The organism is Corallococcus sp. CA054B (assembly GCF_003611625.1).
Lineage (GTDB): Bacteria > Myxococcota > Myxococcia > Myxococcales > Myxococcaceae > Corallococcus > Corallococcus coralloides.
This window is the reverse complement of record NZ_RAVY01000041.1, coordinates 1-20,685: the sequence shown is the minus strand read 5'-3', so window position 1 is coordinate 20,685 and position 20,685 is coordinate 1. Positions and strand designations below refer to the sequence as shown.

18 protein-coding genes are annotated in these 20,685 nt (G+C 69.8%); 10 read left to right on the top strand and 8 right to left on the bottom strand.

The window, feature by feature from the left end:
• Nucleotides 1-72: 72 nt before the first annotated feature.
• Both D7V80_RS13205 and D7V80_RS13200 read right to left on the bottom strand, forming a co-directional pair.
• Nucleotides 73-3,591 (bottom strand): ELWxxDGT repeat protein, encoded by a 3,519-nt coding sequence (locus tag D7V80_RS13205; protein ID WP_120588492.1) that lies wholly within the window; start codon nucleotides 3,589-3,591, stop codon nucleotides 73-75.
• 108 nt (nucleotides 3,592-3,699) lie between these two features.
• Nucleotides 3,700-4,716, bottom strand: a complete 1,017-nt coding sequence (locus D7V80_RS13200) for a DUF1801 domain-containing protein (protein WP_120588491.1) — start codon at nucleotides 4,714-4,716, stop codon at nucleotides 3,700-3,702.
• Nucleotides 4,717-4,920: 204 nt separating this feature from the next.
• Here D7V80_RS13200 and D7V80_RS13190 point away from each other — a divergent pair, with 204 nt between their 5' ends.
• Entirely contained in the window at nucleotides 4,921-5,289 is a 369-nt protein-coding gene (locus tag D7V80_RS13190; RefSeq protein ID WP_120588490.1) for a hypothetical protein, read from the top strand.
• A 70-nt stretch (nucleotides 5,290-5,359) separates the two neighbouring features.
• Nucleotides 5,360-6,118: a 2OG-Fe(II) oxygenase gene (locus D7V80_RS13185; protein ID WP_120588489.1), complete on the top strand. Its 759-nt coding sequence runs from the start codon at nucleotides 5,360-5,362 to the stop codon at nucleotides 6,116-6,118.
• 3 nt (nucleotides 6,119-6,121) lie between these two features.
• Here the strand turns inward: D7V80_RS13185 and D7V80_RS13180 are convergent, their stop codons facing one another.
• Together D7V80_RS13180 and D7V80_RS13175 are read right to left on the bottom strand one after the other, a co-directional pair.
• Nucleotides 6,122-7,267: a YgcG family protein gene (locus tag D7V80_RS13180; RefSeq protein ID WP_120588488.1), complete on the bottom strand. Its 1,146-nt coding sequence runs from the start codon at nucleotides 7,265-7,267 to the stop codon at nucleotides 6,122-6,124.
• Nucleotides 7,268-7,308: 41 nt separating this feature from the next.
• The gene (locus D7V80_RS13175) at nucleotides 7,309-7,653 is read right to left on the bottom strand and encodes a hypothetical protein (RefSeq protein ID WP_158616623.1); all 345 of its coding nucleotides are present in this window, start codon (nucleotides 7,651-7,653) and stop codon (nucleotides 7,309-7,311) included.
• 266 nt (nucleotides 7,654-7,919) lie between these two features.
• On the opposite strand from D7V80_RS13175, the gene D7V80_RS13170 reads away from it, so the two are divergent.
• Together D7V80_RS13170 and D7V80_RS13165 are read left to right on the top strand one after the other, a co-directional pair.
• Nucleotides 7,920-8,441, top strand: a complete 522-nt coding sequence (locus D7V80_RS13170; RefSeq protein ID WP_233585306.1) for a hypothetical protein — start codon at nucleotides 7,920-7,922, stop codon at nucleotides 8,439-8,441.
• The gene (locus tag D7V80_RS13165) at nucleotides 8,438-9,340 is read left to right on the top strand and encodes a nucleotidyl transferase AbiEii/AbiGii toxin family protein (protein ID WP_120588485.1); all 903 of its coding nucleotides are present in this window, start codon (nucleotides 8,438-8,440) and stop codon (nucleotides 9,338-9,340) included. Before D7V80_RS13170 ends, D7V80_RS13165 begins: the two co-directional genes overlap by 4 nt.
• 6 nt (nucleotides 9,341-9,346) lie before the next feature.
• Here D7V80_RS13165 and D7V80_RS13160 read toward each other — a convergent pair whose 3' ends face one another.
• Nucleotides 9,347-10,477 (bottom strand): hypothetical protein, encoded by a 1,131-nt coding sequence (locus D7V80_RS13160; RefSeq protein ID WP_120588484.1) that lies wholly within the window; start codon nucleotides 10,475-10,477, stop codon nucleotides 9,347-9,349.
• Nucleotides 10,478-10,597: 120 nt separating this feature from the next.
• On the opposite strand from D7V80_RS13160, the gene D7V80_RS13155 reads away from it, so the two are divergent.
• Both D7V80_RS13155 and D7V80_RS13150 read left to right on the top strand, forming a co-directional pair.
• On the top strand, nucleotides 10,598-11,533 hold the full coding sequence (locus D7V80_RS13155) for a bestrophin family protein (protein WP_120588483.1): 936 nt from the start codon (nucleotides 10,598-10,600) through the stop codon (nucleotides 11,531-11,533).
• A 95-nt stretch (nucleotides 11,534-11,628) separates the two neighbouring features.
• Nucleotides 11,629-12,369 (top strand): endonuclease/exonuclease/phosphatase family protein, encoded by a 741-nt coding sequence (locus tag D7V80_RS13150; protein ID WP_120588482.1) that lies wholly within the window; start codon nucleotides 11,629-11,631, stop codon nucleotides 12,367-12,369.
• 41 nt (nucleotides 12,370-12,410) lie between these two features.
• On the opposite strand, the gene D7V80_RS13145 is transcribed toward D7V80_RS13150, so the two are convergent.
• Nucleotides 12,411-14,000, bottom strand: coding sequence for an endo alpha-1,4 polygalactosaminidase (locus tag D7V80_RS13145; RefSeq protein WP_158616622.1), 1,590 nt, complete (start codon nucleotides 13,998-14,000; stop codon nucleotides 12,411-12,413).
• A gap of 147 nt (nucleotides 14,001-14,147) precedes the next feature.
• Between D7V80_RS13145 and D7V80_RS13140 the strand changes: the two genes are divergently transcribed.
• Entirely contained in the window at nucleotides 14,148-14,483 is a 336-nt protein-coding gene (locus D7V80_RS13140; protein WP_014395926.1) for a helix-turn-helix transcriptional regulator, read from the top strand.
• Between the two features lie 4 nt (nucleotides 14,484-14,487).
• Complete coding sequence (locus D7V80_RS13135) at nucleotides 14,488-14,976, top strand: SRPBCC family protein (RefSeq protein ID WP_120588480.1); 489 nt, start codon at nucleotides 14,488-14,490, stop codon at nucleotides 14,974-14,976.
• A 14-nt stretch (nucleotides 14,977-14,990) separates the two neighbouring features.
• Here the strand turns inward: D7V80_RS13135 and D7V80_RS13130 are convergent, their stop codons facing one another.
• A complete protein-coding gene (locus tag D7V80_RS13130; protein WP_120588479.1) occupies nucleotides 14,991-15,902 on the bottom strand; it encodes a LysR family transcriptional regulator in 912 nt (303 codons plus the stop codon).
• 151 nt (nucleotides 15,903-16,053) lie between these two features.
• Here D7V80_RS13130 and D7V80_RS13125 point away from each other — a divergent pair, with 151 nt between their 5' ends.
• Nucleotides 16,054-16,914 carry a haloalkane dehalogenase gene (locus D7V80_RS13125; RefSeq protein ID WP_120588478.1) on the top strand — a complete coding sequence of 287 codons (861 nt, stop codon included), beginning with the start codon at nucleotides 16,054-16,056 and terminating at the stop codon, nucleotides 16,912-16,914.
• A gap of 23 nt (nucleotides 16,915-16,937) precedes the next feature.
• On the opposite strand, the gene D7V80_RS13120 is transcribed toward D7V80_RS13125, so the two are convergent.
• Complete coding sequence (locus tag D7V80_RS13120; RefSeq protein WP_120588477.1) at nucleotides 16,938-19,601, bottom strand: DEAD/DEAH box helicase; 2,664 nt, start codon at nucleotides 19,599-19,601, stop codon at nucleotides 16,938-16,940.
• 163 nt (nucleotides 19,602-19,764) lie between these two features.
• Between D7V80_RS13120 and D7V80_RS13115 the strand changes: the two genes are divergently transcribed.
• Nucleotides 19,765-20,319 (top strand): DUF2231 domain-containing protein, encoded by a 555-nt coding sequence (locus D7V80_RS13115; protein WP_120588476.1) that lies wholly within the window; start codon nucleotides 19,765-19,767, stop codon nucleotides 20,317-20,319.
• Nucleotides 20,320-20,685: the final 366 nt, after the last annotated feature.

Here is a 20,685-nt window from a genome sequence, read left to right as displayed (position 1 = left end):
TGCGACCTGGGAACGGAAGGTCCTGGCCTGAATGGGCCAGGACCTCCCGGGTCCACACCGCGCGAATGTCGCTCAGGAGATGGAGCGCCGCCGGGCCGCCATCACGCCGAGGAGCCCCAGCATTCCCCAGACAGCGCTCACGGGCGCATCACTGCCCGCCGCGCATCCGCACCCCGTGTCCCCTGGCTCCAGGATGGGTGGCACACCCGCGTCCGGCTTCGCCCCCGCGTCCGGCGTCTGTGTCCCTGCGTCAGGCTCCGTCCCTGAGTCCGGTGTCGGCCCTGCGTCCGGCGTCTGCGGGCCCGCATCCGGCACCGGCCCGGCGTCCGGATCCATCCCAGCGTCAGGCTCCATCCCGGCGTCCGGCTCCGTCCCCGCGTCGAAGGGAGCCGGCATCACGTTCACCGACACCTGGAAATCGCACGTGGCGCGGTTGCCCGCGGCGTCCTCGGCCGTGACGGTGACGGGAGTCGTCCCGGGCAGGAAGGCGCTGCCCGACTCCGGGCTGTACGTCAGGACGGGGGCGGCCGTGACGAGATCCACTGCAGTCGCGGGAGGGAACTCCACGGCGTGCGCGGCCTCGTCCTCGACGGTGACGGAGACGTCCTCCGGACACGTCAACTGGGGCGCGGTGGTGTCGCGGACGAACACGTGGAAGGTACACGTGGCCGTGAGCTCCTCCTCGTCGTGCGCCGTGACCGACACCAGGGTGTCGCCCAACGGGAAGGTGCTGCCCGACTCCGGGCTGTACGTCACCCGCGGCGTGGAGGTGTCGTCCGAGGCCCGAGCCTCCGGCAGGCTCACGTCCGCGCCCGCGGCACCGGTGGCCTCGGTGGTGACGTCCTCGGGGCAAATGACAGTCGGCGGCACGGGTCCGGTCACCGCCCGCCAGGGGATGAGCCAGGGCTCGTAGCCCGTCCAGCCGTCATTCGCGGTGAGGAAGATGCGGTTGCCGCTGCGCGTGAGCGTGCGCGGGCGCGAGGAGGATGGCCCCGGCGCGATGTCCGTGATGCGCACGGTGCCCGCCTCCGTCCCGTCCGTCTTCCACACCTCGATGCCGGACGCGGAATCCGCGGCGGCGAACACCAACATGCCTTCGGGCTCGAGCGCGAGAAACGACACCGGGTCCCCGGTGCCCATGAGGCCCGGCGCAGGCCCCCGGACTCGCACGGTGCCCGCCTCGGTGCCATCGCTCTTCCACAGCTCGGGGGCACCCGCGGCGTTGGCGGCGGCGAAGTAGAGCGTCTCGCCCACGCGCGTCAGCAACGTGGGCGCGGAGCCGCCAAGACCCGGCACCAGATCCTTCACCTTCACCGTGCCCTCGGGCGTGCCATCGCTCCGCCACAGCTCGTTGCCGGACACGCCGTCATTCGCGGCGAAGTAGACCCTTCCGTTCACACCCACCAGCGAGGAGGGCTTGGAGCCCGACATGCCGGGCAAGATGTCCTTCACCCGCACGGTCCCCTCGGGCGTGCCGTCGCTTACCCCCAGCTCGGAGCCATAGGAGTAGTCGAAGTAGCGGAAGAAGAGCCGTTTCCCCACTGCGGTGAGTTGGTAGGACTCCATGCTCGAATCACCGACGAGCTGCTTCACCATCCACGTCCCCGCGTCCGTCCCGTCCGTGCGCCACAGCGCGGCGAGGCGGATGAAGTACAGGATGCCGTCCATCTGGACGGGCTCGCGGATGGCGCTGCCGGACAAGTTGTAGGACAGGTCCTTCACCTTCACCGTGCCCTCGGCGGTGCCGTCGCTGCGCCAGAGGTCCATGCCGGACACGCCATCGTTGGCGATGAAATAGAGCATCCCCTGGTAGGCCCCGAACACGTTGCAGTCACACGACGCCGTCCCGGAGCGCATCTCCGTCACCATCACCGTGCCGGCCTCGGAGCCGTCGCTCTTCCACAACTCGTAGCCAGTGGCCGGCGTGTAGGCGATGAAGAAGAGCGTCTCTCCGACCCGGGTGAGTGACCCCAACGCCGAGCTGGCCGGGCCCGGAACCACATCCTTCACCAGCACCGTGCCCTCGGGCGTGCCGTCGCTCTTCCACAGCTCGTAGCCGTGCACGCCATCATCCGCGACGAAGAACATCGTGCCGCCCACATCCACGAAGGACACGGGCATGGAGTCGGACGTCGCGGGGCCCCGATCCGTCAGTCGCGTGGTGCCGGCCTCGGTGCCATCACTCGTCCACAGCTCCATGCCCTTCACGACGTCGAAGGCGAAGAAGTAGAGGCGTCCGTCCATCACCTGCGCCTTGCTGAACTTGCTGGCCGCGGAACCAGGGTTGATGTCCTTCACCCGCCAGGTGCCCCCGGGTGTGCCATCGCTCCGCCACAGCTCGTTGCCGGACACGCCGTCATTGGCGACGAAGTAGAGGACCCCGTCCATCACCACCAGGAAGTTGGGCAAGGAGTCTCCCGGCCCGGGGAAGATGTCCTTCACCAGCACCGTGCCCTCGGGCGTGCCATCGGTCCTCCACAGCTCGCGCCCCATCTCCTTGCCATTGGCCGTGAAGAGGGCCACTCCGTTCACAGCGATGAAGGACTGGGGACTGCCGTTGCCAGGCTGCATGAGGTCCTTGAGAAACCCCGTGCCCCCTGGCGTGCCGTCGCTCTTCCACAGCTCGTCCCCCTCGCCGTTCGGCCCCTGGCTCGCGAAGTAGTACAGCCCGCCCACGACCCCTGGCGAGCTGATGAACAGACCGCTGTTGGGCTTGGGGTTCACGTCCGCGATGAGCACCGTGCCCTCGGGCGTGCCATCGCTCTTCCACAGCTCGTTGCCGTGCACACCGTCATACGCGGTGAAGAAGAGCGTCCCGTTCACATCCCGCAGGTACGCGGGCTGGGAGTATCCCGCGCCAGGCCAGATGTCCTTCACCAGGACCGTGCCCTCGGGAGTGCCGTCGCTCTTCCACAGCTCGTCGCCCGTGTCCGTATCGTTCGCGGCGAAGAAGAGCGTCCCGCCCGAGACGGTGAGCCCCGACACGGTGGGCCAGATGGAGCCCTCGAAGAGGCGCAAGCGCACGGTGCCCGCCTCGGTGCCATCGCTCGTCCACAGCTCGCGATCGCGGGCGAAGACCAGCCGGTGGCCCAAGCGGATCAGGGAGCGCGGCGCGCCGCTGTTGGGCCCTGGGAGCAGGTCCTTGACCCGCCAGGTTCCCTCGGGGGTGCCGTCACTGCGCCACAGCTCGTTGCCGGAGTAGTCGGTGGCGGAGAAGTAGAGGATGCCGTCCAGCTCCGCGAAGTTGTCAGGGTTTCCATCGTAGGGCCCTGGCTGGATGTCCATGACCAGCACCGTGCCCTCGGGGGTGCCATCGCTCTTCCACAGCTCGAGCCCGTTGCGCAGGTCGGATGCGGCATAGAAGAGCGTGCGCCCCACGCGCAGGGACTGGGACGCGGACTCCGCGTAGGCCACGCTGGCCGCCCCCGGCTGGATGTCGCGCAGGAGCCGGGCCTCTCCCACCGCGAGCGCGTCGGCGCGTGAGCCCTGCTTCGCGGACACTCCGGCCCCCGGACGCCCCTCGTCCGAGCACCCTCCCAAGGCCAACCCCAGGGCCAACAGGAGGGTCCCCCACTTCGCCATGGCTTGCATGTGCTCCCCTCATCCACCACCGGCCAGCCCCCAGGGCGGCGTCTCGGCGGTGAGGACTCGGAGGTACAGGGTGGGTGGACGCAGCGTCAATCCCCCACCCCGACGACGCTAGGCAACCTGGGCGAGGACCTTGGACCAGCGCTCGCGCATGGCCTCGCGGACCTCCGCGTCCGGGAGCTTCTCCATGTGCACGTGGAGGGAGGCGCCCTTCGTCTTGGGCGTCACCGTGAGCTGCAACGTCGCCGGCTTCTTCCAGCCGTCCGTCTCCCAGGTCATGCGAAGGCGCTGGCCGGGCTTCACCACCCGGACTTCGCCTCGCACACCGGGTGCGCCGCGACGCTTGGGGGCCTCATAACGGCCTCCCACTTCGGCCTTCAACGTCGCGCCCGGGCCCAGCCAGCGCTCCGGTTGCGTCGTGACCCACTCCCAGAGCTCGGGTGCGGTCATCGGCAGCGTGCGCACCACGCCCACCTGGAAGCCCGTGGCGGCGGTCTCGCCCACCACCCGCTTGCCCCGGGCCTGCTCGTACGCCACGGCGATGGACTGCTGCCACCAGCCGGACTTGACCTCCCGGCCCACGAGCGTGGCCAGCTGCTTGTGGGTCAGCCCGGCCGCCCCCGCCTTGTCCAGGGCGCGCATCCAGGCCTTCCAGTCACGGCCGGTGGCCTCCTTCACCGCCGCGTCCGTGACGCGTTCGGTGATGAGCGCCTTCTTCTTCGCGACCGCGGACTTCTTCGCGGCCGAGGGCTTCTTCGGGCGCGTGGCGATCTCCTCGAGCCGCGTCTGCACCAACTTCTTCACCAGCTTCGCCGGGAGCGGTTTGTCCGGTGGAAAGGTGACGCCGCCCTTCGACGTGGTGTAGCCCTCCAGCTCCGACTTCAGCGCCGGCACCACGCTGCCGCTGCCGGGGTAGAAGCCGCAGTGCTTCTTGAAGAACGCGAAGCCCACCACGAGGTCCCCGTCCACCTTGAAGGCGGGCATCTGGTAGCTGATGGTCTCGGTGGCCTTGGGGAGCAGCTTGCGCAGCTGCGTGCGCAGGGCGGTCAGGGTCTTCTTCGCCGCGGGGTCGGTCACGTTCGCCAGATAGGCGTCAATCGTCTGCGGGACTCGGGTCGTCGTCGCCATGGTCTTCGGGCCTCCGAGGGCGCGGGTCGATGTGGAACGAGAATTTCGGATTGTAGGGGACGCGCTGCTTGATGATGCGCCCGTGGACGTGAATCTCGTTCTTTTCATCTCCAGAGAGGATTCGACGCGCATGGGCAAATATGGCAGCGCCAGGCAAGGGAGCCCTGCCCCGCGGATGCTCGGCGCCCGCTCCCTGGAGACCCCATGAAGCTCGAACGCCACGTCGGCGGACTGTCGCTTGCGCGCAAGGTGAACTACCTGCGCGCGCGCGGCTGGCGCGAGGACCCGGAAGGCTGGTCGAGCGAGCGTTTCCGCCCCGTCCCCATCGCCCGCGCCCTCCATCACCAGCTCACCGACGACCTCAGCCAGGCGCTGTGCCGAATGGGCTGGCAGGTGATGGGCTACTCCCCGCGAGGCTATGTCCAGATGCGCGACGGTGAACGGGGCCCGTCCTGCTCCCTTCCCAAGGCGCTGCGCATCCAGGCCCGGCGGGAGCGCCGGCCCGTCGCCGAGCTGACGTATGCGTTGTTCCTCGCGGCGCTCCTCGAGACCGAAGGCGGCGCCCCCGGGTGAGGCCGGAAGAGACGTGCGTTTCGTGCGCATGCCATCATCGAAGGTCGGAAACCCGAGCAGAAGAGGTCCCGTGAGCGTCGCGACAGTCGATGAAGGTCCGTTGCTGGGCCCGAGCTTCTTCCTCAGCCGGACCGCGCTCCGCTCGCTCGCGTTGGCGCATCGCGAGACCTACGGCGCCGCGCGGCCCCATCCGCACGTCGTCATCGACGGCTTCCTGGGAGAGCGGCTGGCGACGCAGCTGGCCGGCGTCTTTCCAGGCGCGACCGGGGCCCCCTGGATGCGCCGGGATCATCCGGAGCAGGCGGCCCGCCTGGGACAGCTTCAGCGCAAGGCCTTCGAAGGCGTGCACGGCGCGCTCCGGCACCTGCTCGCGGAGCTCTCGGGCATGTCGTTCCTCGACTTCCTGGAGACGCTCACCGGCGTCAAAGGGCTCATCGCGGATCCGCACTTCCGGGGCGCCGGGCTGCACCTCACTCTGCGCGGGGGCCACCTGGCGCTCCACGCGGACTTCAACCGCGATCGCACCCGCGCGCTCTCACGGCGGCTGACCGTCCTGTACTACCTGAACCCGGGCTGGGAGCCCGCGTGGGGCGGCGACCTGGAGCTGTGGAACGCCGACCTCACCCGCTGCGAGGCCCGCATCGCTCCGGTCCTGGATCGGCTGGTCGTGATGGCGCACGGCGACACCCACTGGCACGGCCACCCCGCCGCGCTGGCGAGCCCCGAAGGACGGGGCCGGGCAACGGTCGCGGCCTACTTCTATACGGCGGAGGAGTCCCCGGACGCGCCAGAGGCCCACAGCGCCCTCTGGGCGCCACCGCGCCCCTGACCGCTACCAGCTTCCGCTGGAGCCTCCGCCCGACGAGCGCCCGCCTCCGGACGACGAGGAGCGGGAGGAGCTCGAGGAACTCGACGACGAGGACCGTGTACGCCGGGGCGTGCTGTGGCGCGAGGTGGTGACGTGGTCGCAGTGTCCACAGCGCACCGTCACCTCCACTTCGCCGCCGTGGTCGTAGGTCGCGCTCCGCAGCGTCCGCGAGGTCTGCTTGCCCGTCACGTAGCCGCACCGCTTGCAGCGCTTGAAGCGAGAGAAGAACCGGCCATAGCGCTCGACGGCGGCGTCCTCGCACGGCGCGCACCACCAGACGTCGTAGTCCACGGAGCCCAGCGACTCCTCGAACCGCTGGCCCGGGTCGAGGTGGGCATCGTCCGCCGTCTCCCCGAGTCGCACTCGCGGGTTGTTGCACGTGCGGCACTTGCGCGGACGACGGCGGAGCAAGGCACGGCCCGCGAGCCCCGCCGCGCCGAGCACGCCCGCGGCGCCCGCGAAGAGGCCGACGTTCGGCGGCGGGGAGGATTTCTCCACTGTGAGCACCTGCATGTGCGGAGGGTTCAGGAACGCCTCCCGTTCCCAGTCCATGAGCTCGACGTCGTCACTGTCGGCGCTCGGGGCGTCGGCCGCGGCGTCGGGGTTGTTGAGCCGCGAGTTCTCGATGAGTTCCTTCAGCCCTTGCGCGCCCCCGCGCACGGCCTCGTTCGGGTCGCCACGCTTGAAGGCAGGCACGACCTCCTGCGCCATCACCGCGTCGCTGGCCACCTGGTCGTCGGGCTCATCGACTCCGTCTCCAAGGATGATCTCCGCCTTGCGGTCCGCGTACGCGATGAAGAGCAGCGCGCCGTCGTCCCTCCCGGGATGACCGATGCCCCAGCGGTTGAAGAGCTCCAGCGCGAACTCACGCGAGCGCCTGGGCGACGTGGTGTCCACCATCACCACCATGAGCTGGCCCAGTCCGCGGTCGTCCAGCGACCGGGCCATCTCATCGACCTCCGCCCGAACCTCTGGTTCGAGGACGTGCGACGGCGTGAGGTCCACCGTCCAGGAGCCCGCGGCGGGCCGGGGCACCGCTTCCACCGTGACGCCCAGGGCCGGAGTGCCGAGGGCGCAGAACAGGACCACGAAGCCCAGCCATGCGCGCATGGCGCCGAATGTAACAGAGGGCGCCAGGGCCCCATGCGCCGCTAGCGGGCCGCCGCCTTCGCCCGCTTGCGTTCAATGAGCTGGCGCGCGGCCTGTCCGCTCGTGACGAACTCGACGTCCCCCTTCAGCCGGCCCGTGAGATAGAGCGCGAAGGCGACGGCCTTGGCGCTCGCCATCTGCAGCCGCTGGGTTCCGACGTAGATGACGCCTCGCAGCCACTCCGGGCGGGATTCCTTGCTGAAGTACTCGCGAGCCGGCTTGTCGATGACGGACCCGTCGATGTCCACGACGACGAACACGGGCTCCTGGACCGCCACCTCCTGCACGATGGACAGCAGGCGCTTCGCATCCTCCAGTCCCGTGGAGCCCTGGAAGTCGACCCACAAGACATCGGGCTCCTCCAGATGCACCCGATGCGCTCCGAATGCCCACTCACGTCGTTCCGTCATGAGTCCCCCCGGCCGGATACACAGACCGGGGCGGAGCATACTGAAACACGTTGGCTCGCCACCAGGGCGGCCGTCACTCGATGGCGGTAGGCTCCGGGCCCGGCCAGAACCCGTTCCGCACGTCATTCCACGCCATGTATCTGGAAACACATCTCACCCTCGCCCTGCCTCCTGGAGCAGAGCCGGCGCTCCGGACGTGGGCTGTGCGCCGTGGAGTGAAGGTGCTGTGCATCGAGCTCGTACGCGGCGTGGCGCCCCGGCAGATCATGCTGACCCTGCACGGCGGCACGTCGGTGGTGGAGGCGCGACAGCACGCCGAGGCGCTGGCCTTCGAGGCCCTCTCCACCTGCGGTGCACGGCGGAGCCGCCTCAAGGTCGAGGCACCCTGGTCCCAGGGCCCGTTCGCGGCTTCCGCACCGGTCTACCTGGAACACCACGTCCGGGTGGCCACCCGCGACCTGGAGGCCCTGGGGCGGCTCGCGGCCTCGCAGTCCGCCCACCTGTCCCGCAGCGCGTACAAGGTGTCACCGGACGGCGTCCAGGAGCGGTTCCTCACCCAGCGGTTCGGTCCCTCGGATGATGCCGCCATGGGTGCGGCATTCGACTCGCTCCTGGCGAGCCTGGCGGACGCGGGGCTCCCGGTGACGAAGGTGGAGCGCGAGCGCGTGCTCTTCGACGACAACATCGCCCTCGACGAGGGCTGGCTGGAGGAGACATCCCCATGAGCGACCCCACGAAGCCCGTATCGCCACGGCGCGCTCTTCCCGCGGGCTATGAGCGGGACGACAACCGGCCAGACGTGTTCGATCCGGCCCTCAAGCACCACGACGCGGCCTTCATCAAGGGGCCTCCCCGCTTCGAGGACCCCACGGAGGCGGCCCGCTTCCGTGAGGCCCGTGCCCGGCTCCTCCGGCGGTGCCTCGCGGGCATCGGCCGCGGGCCCGTGGGTGAGCAGCTCGTCGCGCGTGGCAGCGCCGTCCTCGAGCTCTGGTACGGCGGGCGCGCCCGGCCGGCCAAGGACCTCGACTTCGTCGTCACGCCCGCGTCCGTGAGCCCGACGTCGCGCGAGGGCATGCAGCTCATGGCGGACCTGACCCGGGCCGTCACGGATGCGCTGCGGCTGGAAGGCATCCACCTGGATCCGGCGAGCATCCCGGTGGACGGCATCTGGACCTACGAGCGCGCCGAGGGCCGCCGGCTCACGTTCCCCTGGAGCTGGGAGGGGCGCGTCCGCGACTCGGTCCAGGTCGACGTCGTGTTCAACGAACAGCTGCTCACATCACCGCTCCGGCACACGGTGGAGGGGGTGCCGGTCCAGGTCGCCACGCCAGAGGAGTCCCTGGCGTGGAAGCTGCTCTGGCTCAGAAATGACTGCTGGCCCCAGGGCAAGGACCTCTACGACGCGGTCCTGCTCGCGGAAGACACCCGCCTGCCACCGGGCTTTCTCCAGCGCGTGTTCGAGGCGAGGCAGAACTCGTGGATCGCTCCCATCCGCCCGGGGGCGTTCGAATTCGCGGGCGCGCTGGACTGGCCCAACTTCGTGCTCGAGCACCCCTCGCTCGCCGGAGCGACGCTCGAGGAGTTCCTGGCACGGTTGGACCGGGCGCTCCAGCGGGGCATCTGAGCCCCCTCACTCGATCGTGGAGTTCGTCACCCGGATGGGCGTGTCCGTGTGGTTCGAAATCTGCGGATAGGTCACGTACCAGGAGCCGCCCTTGTTGTTCTGGATGACCGAGCGGTCGATGCGGATGTCGCCCGAGTGGTCATTGCTCACGAAGAAGATGGCGCTGCCGTGCGCGTTGACCTCGTTGTGCTCGATGCGCGTGCCACAGAGCGACAGCGTCATCGTGTTGCCATCGTTGTAGATGGCCCCGCCGCTGCCACCGCCCGGCGTGCCCGGCTGGGCGGGATTGGCGCCGTTGCCGATGGCCCGGTTGTGGGAGAAGAGGCTGTTGATGACGGTCCACGACACGCCAATGCTGCTGATGCCGCCGCCGTTGGAGCAGACCCCGCCGTAGCCCTCCTTGCCGCCGAAGGTCGTGTTCACCACGTAGACGGGCTGGTCGTCGTGCTGGTCGAACACCCGCAGCGCGGCGCCTCCGACGTCCGGGCCGGTGTCCGCGCACACGTTGTTGAAAAAGCGGGAGTTGATGACCTTCACCCGGCCGCCGCGCACCCAGACCGCGCCGCCGCCGTCGAACTCCTTCTCACTCTTGGAGCTGGCGTCCACGAAGGTGAGGTTCTGGAGCGTCAGCCGGGGGTGGTCCTGGTCCTGGCAGTGGGAGGTCGTCCACACCTGGGCCTGGTCGCAGGTGTTCATGTAGAGGATGCGGTGCTTGCCCGCGCCGCTGAGCGTCACCAGTCCCTTGCCGTCGATGACGATCTCCGGCCCCTTGTCGTTGAAGACCTTCGCCGTCCGGTCCAGCGTGATGACAACGGGCTCCGGGCCGCAGTCGAAGGTGATGACCCCACCCTTCGCCACGGCACTGACGAAGGCATCCGAGGTGCAACTGGCCGGCGTCCCCGTCCCGACGACGGTGGTGGGCCGGGACACGTCCGCGAGCCCCGCCTCCGCGGGCACGGCGCACGTCGCCTCGGCGTTCGGGTTGCCAGCCGGGGGCCCGTCCTTCGGGTTGGTCAGCGGGTTGGGGACATCCACGCCCTCATCGTCCGAGCAGCCAGCGGCGCACACCAGCGCGACCCCCACTGCCAGGGAGCGCAGCGTGGATACAGGGAACCAGTGAAGTCTCTTCGGGTGCATTCAGCCTCCAGGGGGGAGGCAGTCTAGGGCGGCGGTGCACCCGGGATGAACACCCGTCAGTCCTGGCGACACGGCGCGGACCGCTTGCGGCAACTGGCGATTTGGGGCACGAGACGCGCCGTGATCGTTCGTCCTCGTCCTGGCTTCTTCAAGCTCCTGTTCGTCGTGCGCGGCACCATCCTTCCGCGCGTCCTGCCCCACGTGTTGGGGGTCGCTGCGCTCGCCACGCTGGTCGTCATGACGCTGAAGCAGGGCTACATCCGGCTTCCAATCACGTCCCCCGCGCCGCTGTCGCTGCTCGGCATCGCGCTCTCCATCTTCCTCGGCTTCCGCAACAACGCCTGCTACGACCGCTGGTGGGAGGGACGGAAGCAGTGGGGCGCGCTCATCATCGAGGTGCGCGCCTTCACCCACGCGACCATCGCGCTGCTGGACGACGGACGCGCCGAGCTGCCCGACGCCGGGCGGCAGGCAGCAAGGAGGCTGGTGCACCGCACCATCGCCTTCCCCTACGCGCTCGCCGCGCACCTCCGCTCGAAGGACGCCGGAGAAGCCATTGGCCGCCACCTGGAGGAGCCTGAGCGCTCACGCGTCCTGGGCAGCGGCAACCGCCCCAATGCGCTCCTGCGCGAGCACCAGCTGGAGTTGGCCCGCCTGCTCCGCGAGGGCCGGCTCACCGACATCACCTGGGCCGCCTTGAACGAACGGGTGCACGCCATGATGAGCATCTTCACGGCCTGCGAGCGCATCCGCCTCACGCCCCTGCCCTTCGCCTACACCGTGCTCCTGCACCGCACGGCCTACCTCTTCTGTCTGCTGCTGCCCTTCGGCCTCGCCGAGTCGATGGGTTGGTTCACGCCGGTGCTCACGGCCATGATTGCCTACACGTTCTTCGGCCTGGACCTCCTCAGCGAGGAGCTGGAAGAGCCCTTCGGAGAAGCTCCCAACGACCTGCCCCTGCTCGCGATGTCCCGCACGGCGGAGATCAACATGCTGGAGTCGCTGGGAGAGCCTCAGCCGGAGCCGCTGCGCCCCAAGGACTTCGTCCTCGGCTGACGAAAACATTCCGGGCCGTATTTTCAGAAATTACGGCTTTGGCTAGCTTCCCTGGGACGCGCCAGGAATGACCTGGCGCGCATTCCGAGGGAACCATGCTCAAGCTCCTGTCGTCGGCCGTCCTCAGCCTGCTGCTCTCCCTGGGGCTTCTGCCCGCTTCGCCCGAGGAGACAGAAACCACGGCGCTCGCCGCCACGACGACCACGGTCGCGACGCACAACACGTGGCACGGGCAGGCGAACACGCGGCCGCTCGCGGACATCATCGGCTGGCAGGAGGTGGACACCGCGGAGGGCCACTCCAAGCTGGGCGCGATGGACGCCTACGCGCACTTCCGGCCCGGTGATGACCGGCTGGACGCGCGCAACTCCATCGCCATCTCCTGGCGCAAGAGCAAGTTCGAGAAGACGGGCGATGGGTCCCGGCTCACGCATGGCGGTGAGGCCGGGGTGACGCCGTCTCGCTTCGTGAACTGGGTCGTGCTGAAGAACCTCGCGACCGGCGAGAAGCTGGCGTTCATCAACACCCACTACATCTCCGGCGCCTGGAACGGCGAGCACCCGGAGCGCCAGGAGCGCTGGCGGACGCACAACACCGTGGTGCGCGAGGTCGTCGCGGAGCTGCGCGGCCGGGGGCTGCCCGTCGTGCTGGTGGGCGACTTCAACCGCGCGCTGTCGCAGGACATCCCTGGGATGAACCACCTGAACACCGCGGGCGTCAGCGGCGTGCCCATCGATCAGATCTACGTCACCGTGGGCATCGGCACCGGTCCCGCCGAGCGGCTGGAGAAGTACGGCTCCGACCACTTCGCCTACACCGCGACCGTCCGGTACTGAGGCGAAGGCCGGGGCGGGAGGACCGCCCCGGCCCGCCCGCGCTACCAGCAGGTGAACTGGAGGTTGTCGTACCGGACCGACGCGGTGCTGAAGACCAGCGTGCGCATGTCCCCCTGGGCGAAGCCGCTCTCACCGCAGGCGCAGGTCGTCCCGGTTCCGGTGCACGACGTCCAGTTGGTGGTGTCCCCGCTCGAGTCCTTGCGGTACTCGGCGTTGAAGACCGCCTTGTTCTTGTTCGTGAACCAGGTCTTGTAGGCGCCGCACTCGTTGTACTTCTGGCACTCCTCGTTGATGGCGAAGTCGAAGGAGTCCGCGAGCGCGGGGACCTGGTCCACGTCGTTCTTGAGCGCGATGCCCAGGCACAGCGAGTGGGCGGTGGTGGCCAGCCAGCGGTTGTAGTCGAGCTGGTTCGCCGCCGTCAGGCCCCAGCAGGCCTGGTCGGTGCAGTTGATGTCGTCGTCGTGCGAATAGCCGTCGATGTTGTCCGGCTCCACCGCGTCGCAGCCCTTGTTCTTCGCCAGCTGCATGCGTGACGTCATCACCGTGCGCACCGCCTGCTTGCGGTGGTCCAACCACCACTCACAGCCGCCGCCGCTCGTGCACCAATCGCCCATGATGTGCACGGACTGCGCGCAGTTCTCCCCGGGGGTGCAGTACGTGTCCTGCGGGAACTGGTTCGCGTCCTCCCGCCAGTCCTCATAGGAGCCCGCGCTGAAGTAGCAGACCACCTTCTTGCCGGCGGTCTTGTACTCCTGGATCTTCGCGGCGGTCGTGTTGAAGAGGTCGACCACGTAGACCTGGGCGTTGAGGTTGGTGGGAATGGCGTTGTGCTCCAGGTCCCACATCCAGGTGGTACCCTTGGGGAAGGCCGGCACCGTGCAGGCGGAAGCCTCGCCACAGACGTTCGGCGTGCCGCCACCGCCGCACGTCTGGGGGCTCTGGCAGGCGCCACAGCTCGCGACCGTGCGCGCCTGGCCACAGTTGTCGGTGCCGCTCTTCTGACCGCAGCTCGCGCCCAGCCGCGCGCAGAAGGCCGCGTCCGTCTCAGCCGTGCACGTCGTGGCGATGTCCCACGCCACCTGGAGCCGGAGGCTGTCCAGCTGCGCCGCGTCCGTCCCCGCCCCCTTGATGAGGCGCGCGCGGATCTCCCCGCTGCTCGACACGAAGTTCGACGCGACCTCGGTGGTGGGGAGCGCGAGCGTCAGGGCCGGCGTCCACACCCAGTCACCGCGCCCCTGCGAGTTGGCGATGCTGACCCAGCTGGAGGTGGAGAACCGGTACAGCTGCCACTGGTAGTAGGACGTCGCGACGCCGGGCCCCTGGTACTTCGTCAGCAGGCTGAGCTGGGTGACCTGGGCCGGGGTGGGCGCGGCCTGGGTGAGGCTGGAGAGGTTGAAGGACAGGTAGCCCGTGTAGCTGGGGCTGAACTCGATGTACTGCGCATAGCAATCCGCGTACGCGCCAACCGTGCAGTTCGAGCTGTTCGTCTTGAGCACGGCCATGCCGCCGCTCTTGCCCGACGCGTCCGTGTTCGCCTGCGTGCTCGCGGAGGCGAAGTCGATGATCTCCGAGCCCGGCAGGGCCTGCTGTTGAACTTCCGGCTCCCGCGCGTCGTCCGCCTCCAATGGCATGCATCCGGGGGTCAGCAAGGCAAGGCAGGGGAACAGCCAGGCACTCCAGTTCGACATTGCGCCTCCAGGGTTTGGGCCCGGCTAGCACAAAAGGGCACCGCATCACTTAGCTCTTGCGCTAAGTGTCTACGGACGTTACTTAGCCTCGTGGAAAAGCATCCGGAACAGCTGAATGGAATTTTCCAGGCACTCGCGGATCCGACCCGACGGGCGGTGATTGCGCGTCTGGGAAAGGGCCCCGCCAGCATCAGCGACCTGGCGAAGCCCTTCGACATGGCCCTGCCATCCTTCATGAAGCACATCCACTTCCTGGAGGACAGCGGGCTCATCCGCACGCACAAGGAAGGGCGCGTGCGGACGTGCGCCTTGGAGAAGAAGCCCTTCGCCGCCGTGGAGTCGTGGCTGTCCGCACAGCGCGCCCTCTGGGAGGCCCGCACGGACCGGCTCGAGCAGTTCGTCACCACCCTATCCAACAAGGAGTGAACCGATGTCCCCTGTCCTGAATCCCGAGCTCGACCTGAGCATCTCCCGCATCATCAAGGCCCCTCGCGCGGTCGTCTGGAAGGCGTGGACGGATCCGGCCAGCTTCGAGCAGTGGTGGGTGCCCGCGCCGTCCCGGTGCAAGGTGTTGGAGCTGGACCTGAGGCCCGGCGGCGCGCTGGTGACGCACTTCAGCGAGACGGCCACCAGCGACTTCATGCCGCACATGAGCGCGTGCTTCCTCGCCGTCGACAAGCTCGAGCGCATCGTGTTCTCGAACGCGATGATCGCTGACTGGCGGCCCGCGGACGTCTCCGGCATGCCGCTCATGACCGCCATCATCACGCTGAAGGATCATCCGCAGGGCACGGACTACAGCGCCCACGTGATGCACAAGAACAGCGCGGACCGGACCCTGCACCACGACCTGGGCTTCCACGAAGGCTGGGGCACTGTCACGGCGCAGCTTGCCGCGCTCGCTGAACGGCGCATGTGAGTCCGGCCCGCCCGTCACGCGGCCAGGACCGCGCGCCGGACCAGTTGGCGGAAGTAACGCGCCGCCGGGTCCGCATGCGTGCGGTCATGCCAGCAGAGGGCCAGCTTGACGGTGTGCGCGGGAATCTGTGCGTTGACGCCACGTACCCCCAGGCGCGCGCCCTGCGCCGCGACCAGTGACTCCGGCAACGTCGCGACGAGGTCGGTCGAGGCCACCATCGCCGCCGCCGTCAGGAACGAAGGCACCGTCATGGCGACCTCGCGGCGGATGCCCGCGCGTGCGTATGCGGCGCCGACGAGGTCCCGGAAGCCCTTGCCCGGGACCATCTCCACGCCCACGTGACGGAGCGCGCTGAGCGCACGCGGGGACAGACGCTTCGCGAGCGCGGGGTGGTCTTCGCGGGCCACGAGGACGGTGCGCTCGTCCAGCAGCGGTTCGACGTGCAGGCCCGCGCCCCGCCCGGCGAGGCCGATGTGCAGGTCGACCTGGGACGAGGTCAGGTCCCCGAGCGCCACGAGCGAGGCGATGCCGACCACGGAGAGGCGCGCGTGCGGCATCTCTTCGGCCATCCGGGCGGCGATTCGCGGTCCCCAGGTGACCTGACCCGCATCGGCGACGGCGAGCGTGAAGGTGCGCGTGCAGCGGGCCGGCTCGAACGGGGCCTCGTGAAGCCCGGACTCCAGTTCACGCAGGCCTCGGGCGATGGCGGGGGCCAGCGCGAGCGCGCGGGGCGTGGGGACGATGCCACGACCCTTGCGCGTGACGAGCGGGTCACCCAGCACGGACCGGAGGCGCGCCAGGCTGTTGCTGATGGCGGAGGGCGTGACGTGGAGCCGCTCGGCCGCGCGCACCACGCTGCGCTCGGTGAGGACGGTGTGGAGCACCAGGAGGAGGTTGAGGTCGAGGGCGGCGATCGAAATGCTCACGGTTGGTGAGCCTAGACCTCACGAACCATCACTACCAGCGAGGTGTCCCCTTCCCCATCATGGGTGCATGCACAGATGGCTCGGCTGTCTCGTCGCGGGCGTGCTCGTCGCATGCCACGCCTCTCCACCGCGTCCTTCCCGGAGCACTCCCATGTCCATGGTTCGCCAGGCCCAGGTCCTGGATTCGTTCATCTCCTACCGCGAGGCCGGGACGGGCTCGCCCATCGTGTTCCTGCACGGCAACCCCACGTCCTCACACGTGTGGCGAAACGTCATTCCAAGGCTCGCCGACCGGGGCCGGTGCCTCGCGCCCGACCTCATCGGCATGGGGGATTCGGGCAAGCCGGACATCCCGTACCGGTTCGTGGACCACGCGCGGTACCTTGATGCGTGGTTCGACGCGCTCGGCCTGCGGGACGTCGTGCTCGTCGGCTACGACTGGGGCGGAGTGCTGGCCCTCGAATGGGCGCGGCGGCATCCGGACCGCGTGCGGGGCGTGGCCGTGTTCGAGACCTTCCTGCGTCCCATGCGCTGGAGCGACTGGCCTCCCCAGGGCGAGCAGCTGTTCCGCGCCCTGCGCACGCCGGGGGTCGGTGAGCAGCTCGTGCTCGAACAGAACGTGTTCCTCGAGAAGTCCTTCGCGAACGGCGTCCGGCATGGCCTCGCGGAGGGAGACCGGGCCGTCTACCAGTCCCCGTATCCAGACGCGGCGTCGCGACGCCCGGTACTCCAGTGGCCCCGGGAGATTCCAATCGATGGTGAGCCCGCCGACGTCGCCGCGGTGATCGAGCGCTATGACGCGTGGCTCGCGCAGCCCTCCGCGAAGCCGGTGCTCCTGCTGACGTTCGGGGACGCCGGGCTCAACGCGCCGCACATCATCGAGTGGGCGCGCGGCAATCTCCCGGCCCTCGAAATCGTTCCGCTGGGACGCGCGGGGCACCATGCCCCGGAAGACGCGCCGGAGGACATCGCGCGCGCCCTCCTGGCCTGGATGGACCGCTCCGAGGGGTGAGCAACCAGGGCCCGTGCGCCAGGTCAGCGCCGCCGCCCACCACCTCCGCGCCAGTTCCTGGGCGGCTTGCCGTGGTGGCCCCGCTGCCCCCCACGCCTGGGGTCGCCGCGCTCGCGCTCCTGCGCCTGGGGCGGACGCTCACGGCTGGCCTCGGCGATCTCATCCGGCATCCAGGGCTGGTCGAGCAGGTCCTGGAGATCCAGCAGCGAGCGGGCCTGGAGCACGCCTCGCCGGCCCCGGGCCACGCTGAAGCGCTGGGGGCGGTCGAGCAGCGGCAGCTCCTCCTCCACCAACGTGCGGGCGAGCTTCTCCGGCAGGTGCAGCCGCACCACGCCCCGCAGGGCCCCGTCCGATAGCTCCTCCACGTCGTACTCCAGCGGCACGGCCTGCTCGCGGACCTCCACGGTGTCCGGGAGCGCCAGGAGGGCCCGGCGCGTCGCGGGCGGCACGAGCGCGTCCAGGTCCAGCCGCAGCGGGCGCTCCCGGAAGTCATCGAGCGTGTCCACCCCATCGAGCTGCGCCTCGTAGAGCGCGGTGAGCTCCGGGTGCCCCAGCGGCGCGGTGGCGCCACCGGAGCGCCGCCACAGCTCGCGCACCTCGGCGATGGCGACCCGGTGACGGTCCACCGCGGGATGCGGCGCCTCGCCCCTCGCCAGTGCTTCCGCGAGCGCGTGCCGGGCTGCCTTGGCGAGCTCCGGCCCCCAGGCGCGCAGCACGTCCACTTCCTGCTCCAGCGTGAAGCCGTAGTAGTCCAGCAGCCTCACGAGCACGACCGAACGGAAGCGCGCGTCATACGTGGGCGCCTCCGATTGACGGCGCGCGTAGCGGCGCAGCAGCGACTGGGGCAGCTGGGTGCCTTCGATGGCGCCCTGCGACTCACCGTTGCGGTCGGCGAAGTAGCGCAGCGTGCCCGCCACCGCGCCCAGGTTGCCGCACACGCTCGTCTTCGACACGCGGGTGAGCTCGCCCCAGGCCGTGCGCTCGTCGATGACCAGGTCGAAGGGCATGAAGCGCGCGAGCAGGTCGCAGAAGCGATGGTGGACGCTGGAGTTCGCGAACGGCATGCGCGCGGGCAGCGCCAGCCCCACGCTCCGGTACACGCTCGCCATCGCGAGCGCCGCATCCTCCAGGGCCTTCACCAGCACCCCGCGCCCCTCCGCCCACGCCGCGAGCTTCTCCGGGTCGAAGACGTGACGCGGCAGCCCCTGCACCTCCCCCACCGTGCCCGCCACCCGGAAGGCCTCGGCGTACAGGTTGTACGCGGTCAGGTGGTCGCTTCCGGGCACGAGCACCTCTTCCAGGTTCCGCTCCTCGCGCGTCATCCGGTGCAGGGACTCCACCGCGCTGCACACCGCGAGGAATGGCAGGAGCGCGTCCTCCGCGTTGACGATGAGCTCCGCCCACGGACGCTCCACGGGCAGGGCCTCCACCGCGCGGCCGTAGGCGGACAGCCGCCCATCCGCGTCCACGATTCCGCGCGCCTCCAGCTTCGCGAGCGCCCGCCGATAGGCGGCGCGGTCCAACGGCACGGGCAGGTCCAGCTCATCCGCCCGCACGCCCAGGGCCGCGGCGGTGAGCGCCACCCGCTCCGGCTCGCCCGCGAGCTGGAACTCGGGCTCGGTGGGCCGCAGCGAGGCGAAGTGGATCAGCCGGTCGCTGAGGATGAAGACGCGCCCGCCCGCCACGCGCCCGTGCACGCGCCCCGCCATCTGCAAGAGCTCGTTGTTGCCCAGGTGCACGCGGGTGAGCACGTTGCGTCCGCCCTCCACCACGTTCGTGAAGCGCAGGTCGTCGATGACGACGGTGTCCAGTCCGGGCACGTTGAGCGCGCTCTGCCCCGCCGCCGTCATCGTGAGCACGAAGGGCCGGGGCGCCGTGCCCTCCAGGAAGGGGCGGATGGCGCGCAGCGGTTCGCCGCCGTGATAGTGCGCCGCGTGGACCTCGGGTGAGCGGGCACGCACGTGGGCCGCCGCCTCCTCCACTCCGGCGCGCGTGGCCAGGAACACGCCCACGCCGCGCCCCTGACGCTCCACGTCCTGGAGGAAGGCGTCGTCGAGGAAGGACAGCGGCTTGCGGCGCTCCACCTCCACCTGGGCCGCCTTGCCCGGGTCGAAGGTGGACACCTGGAGCACGTCCGCGCTGTCCAGGTAGCGCGCGTAGAAGGCTGGATCCACCGTGGCGGACAGCCAGATGAAGCGGCAGCCCACGCGCTTGCCCAGGGCCAGGCACAGCTCCAGCTCCGCGGAGGTCTGGTGGATTTCATCCACGATGAGCGTGTCCTCGCGCCGGATGACGCCGCCCTGGAACCAGCGCCGCGCGATGCCGGTGGTGACGATGGCCACGTCCGCGAGCGGCGTCTCCGCGGTGGCCTCCCGCTCGCGGTTGACCACCGTCACCCGCAGGGGCCGCCGGCCCGTGAGCTCCTCCGCGATGGGGCGGATGGCGAGCGTCTTCCCCGTGCCCGTGCCCGCGACGATGCCGAACCCCTGCCCGCTCCGCGCGAGCGCAAGGAGGCGCTCGCCGTGGTGCTCTTCCAGGTACGTGCGCAGCTCCAGCCCGAGCGCCAGCTCGATGGTCTCGCACGCGGCGCGAGTGGGCGCGATGACCACCACCCGCCCACGCAGGGGCGGCGTGGCGGAAGAAGCGTCGGTGCGGGGCGGCAGGAAGCGGTCGGTAGGTGTGCGCACGAAGGCCAGTGATACGCACGGGAGGTGTCCCAGGGAAGCGTCAGATGCGTCCGGGACCGGTCAGAGGGAGGCAGGCAGCCGCGCACGCCGGGGCTTCAGGCGCCACACGCACGCCTTGCCCCATGGCTACCTTTCAATCCCAGGGACCTGGGAGGGGGGAACGATGAAAAGAGAGATGCTGCTCCATGAGCTGCACCCGTCAGTGGTGCACATGCCACTGGCGTTGCTGCCAACGGCGGCCGTGGCGGACCTCATCGTGGTGACGACGGGAGACCGCGCCTGGGAAAAGGTAGGCCGCCGCCTGTGGGTCGCGGGCGCGGCGAGCGCCGTGTTCGCCGGGGTGGCGGGCCTGGCGGCGAGCCAGGAGGTCCGCATGGACGCGCCGCGTGCCCGGAAGATGACGGTCGTGCACGGCGTGGGCAATGCCCTCATCACGCTGGGCGCGCTGGGCCTCATGGCGTGGCGGATGGGGCGGCCTCCCACCATCGTGACGACGGCGCTGGGCCTGGCCGCGTGCGCCAGCGCGCTCGTCACGGCGGCGCTCGGCGGGAAGATGGTCTACGAGCAGGGCATTGGCATCAACCCGATGCCTCGGGACACGCCGCAGGGTTCATTGAAGCAACCCCTGCTGCTGTCGCGCGAAGCCCCCATGGCGCTCCTGAAGGACGCGGGCCGGGGCGCCGCGTGGCTGCTGAGCCAGGCGCGCGCACCGCGCTGAGCGCACGGGCGAGAAGCCACGTGAGAGCCGAGGACGCGAATCGCGCGTCCTCGGCTCGTCAGGGTCAGCGGCTCATGTCGCCTCCGCCTCCGCCACCACCCGAGCCGCCACCACCCGAGCCGCCTGAGCCCGAGCCACCCGAGCCACCCGAGCCCGAGCCGCCAGTGCTCGAACCACTGCCACCGGAGCCGCCACCACCCGAGCTGCCAGTGCTTGAGCCGCTGCTCGTGCCACCTCCGCTAAGCCAGAGGAAGTAAGTCCTGTCAGGGGGTAGAGTTGCCGCTCCTCCGGTTATGCGGAAGGAGCGGCGAAGTGCCCCACCAGCACCGAGCGTTGGAACTGACGGCGGCCGAGCGGCGTGGGCTG

What these genes read in the sequence shown, in the direction of transcription:
- D7V80_RS13115 (WP_120588476.1), top strand. Translation starts at nt 19,765, where the DNA reads ATGAAAAGAGAGATGCTGCTCCATGAGCTGCACCCGTCAGTGGTGCAC.
- D7V80_RS13125 (WP_120588478.1), top strand. Translation starts at nt 16,054, where the DNA reads ATGTCCATGGTTCGCCAGGCCCAGGTCCTGGATTCGTTCATCTCCTAC.
- D7V80_RS13190 (WP_120588490.1), top strand. Translation starts at nt 4,921, where the DNA reads ATGAAGCTCGAACGCCACGTCGGCGGACTGTCGCTTGCGCGCAAGGTG.
- D7V80_RS13145 (WP_158616622.1), bottom strand. Translation starts at nt 14,000, where the DNA reads ATGCCATTGGAGGCGGACGACGCGCGGGAGCCGGAAGTTCAACAGCAG.
- D7V80_RS13180 (WP_120588488.1), bottom strand. Translation starts at nt 7,267, where the DNA reads ATGCGCGCATGGCTGGGCTTCGTGGTCCTGTTCTGCGCCCTCGGCACT.
- D7V80_RS13165 (WP_120588485.1), top strand. Translation starts at nt 8,438, where the DNA reads ATGAGCGACCCCACGAAGCCCGTATCGCCACGGCGCGCTCTTCCCGCG.
- D7V80_RS13150 (WP_120588482.1), top strand. Translation starts at nt 11,629, where the DNA reads ATGCTCAAGCTCCTGTCGTCGGCCGTCCTCAGCCTGCTGCTCTCCCTG.
- D7V80_RS13160 (WP_120588484.1), bottom strand. Translation starts at nt 10,477, where the DNA reads ATGCACCCGAAGAGACTTCACTGGTTCCCTGTATCCACGCTGCGCTCC.
- D7V80_RS13205 (WP_120588492.1), bottom strand. Translation starts at nt 3,591, where the DNA reads ATGCAAGCCATGGCGAAGTGGGGGACCCTCCTGTTGGCCCTGGGGTTG.
- D7V80_RS13135 (WP_120588480.1), top strand. Translation starts at nt 14,488, where the DNA reads ATGTCCCCTGTCCTGAATCCCGAGCTCGACCTGAGCATCTCCCGCATC.
- D7V80_RS13200 (WP_120588491.1), bottom strand. Translation starts at nt 4,716, where the DNA reads ATGGCGACGACGACCCGAGTCCCGCAGACGATTGACGCCTATCTGGCG.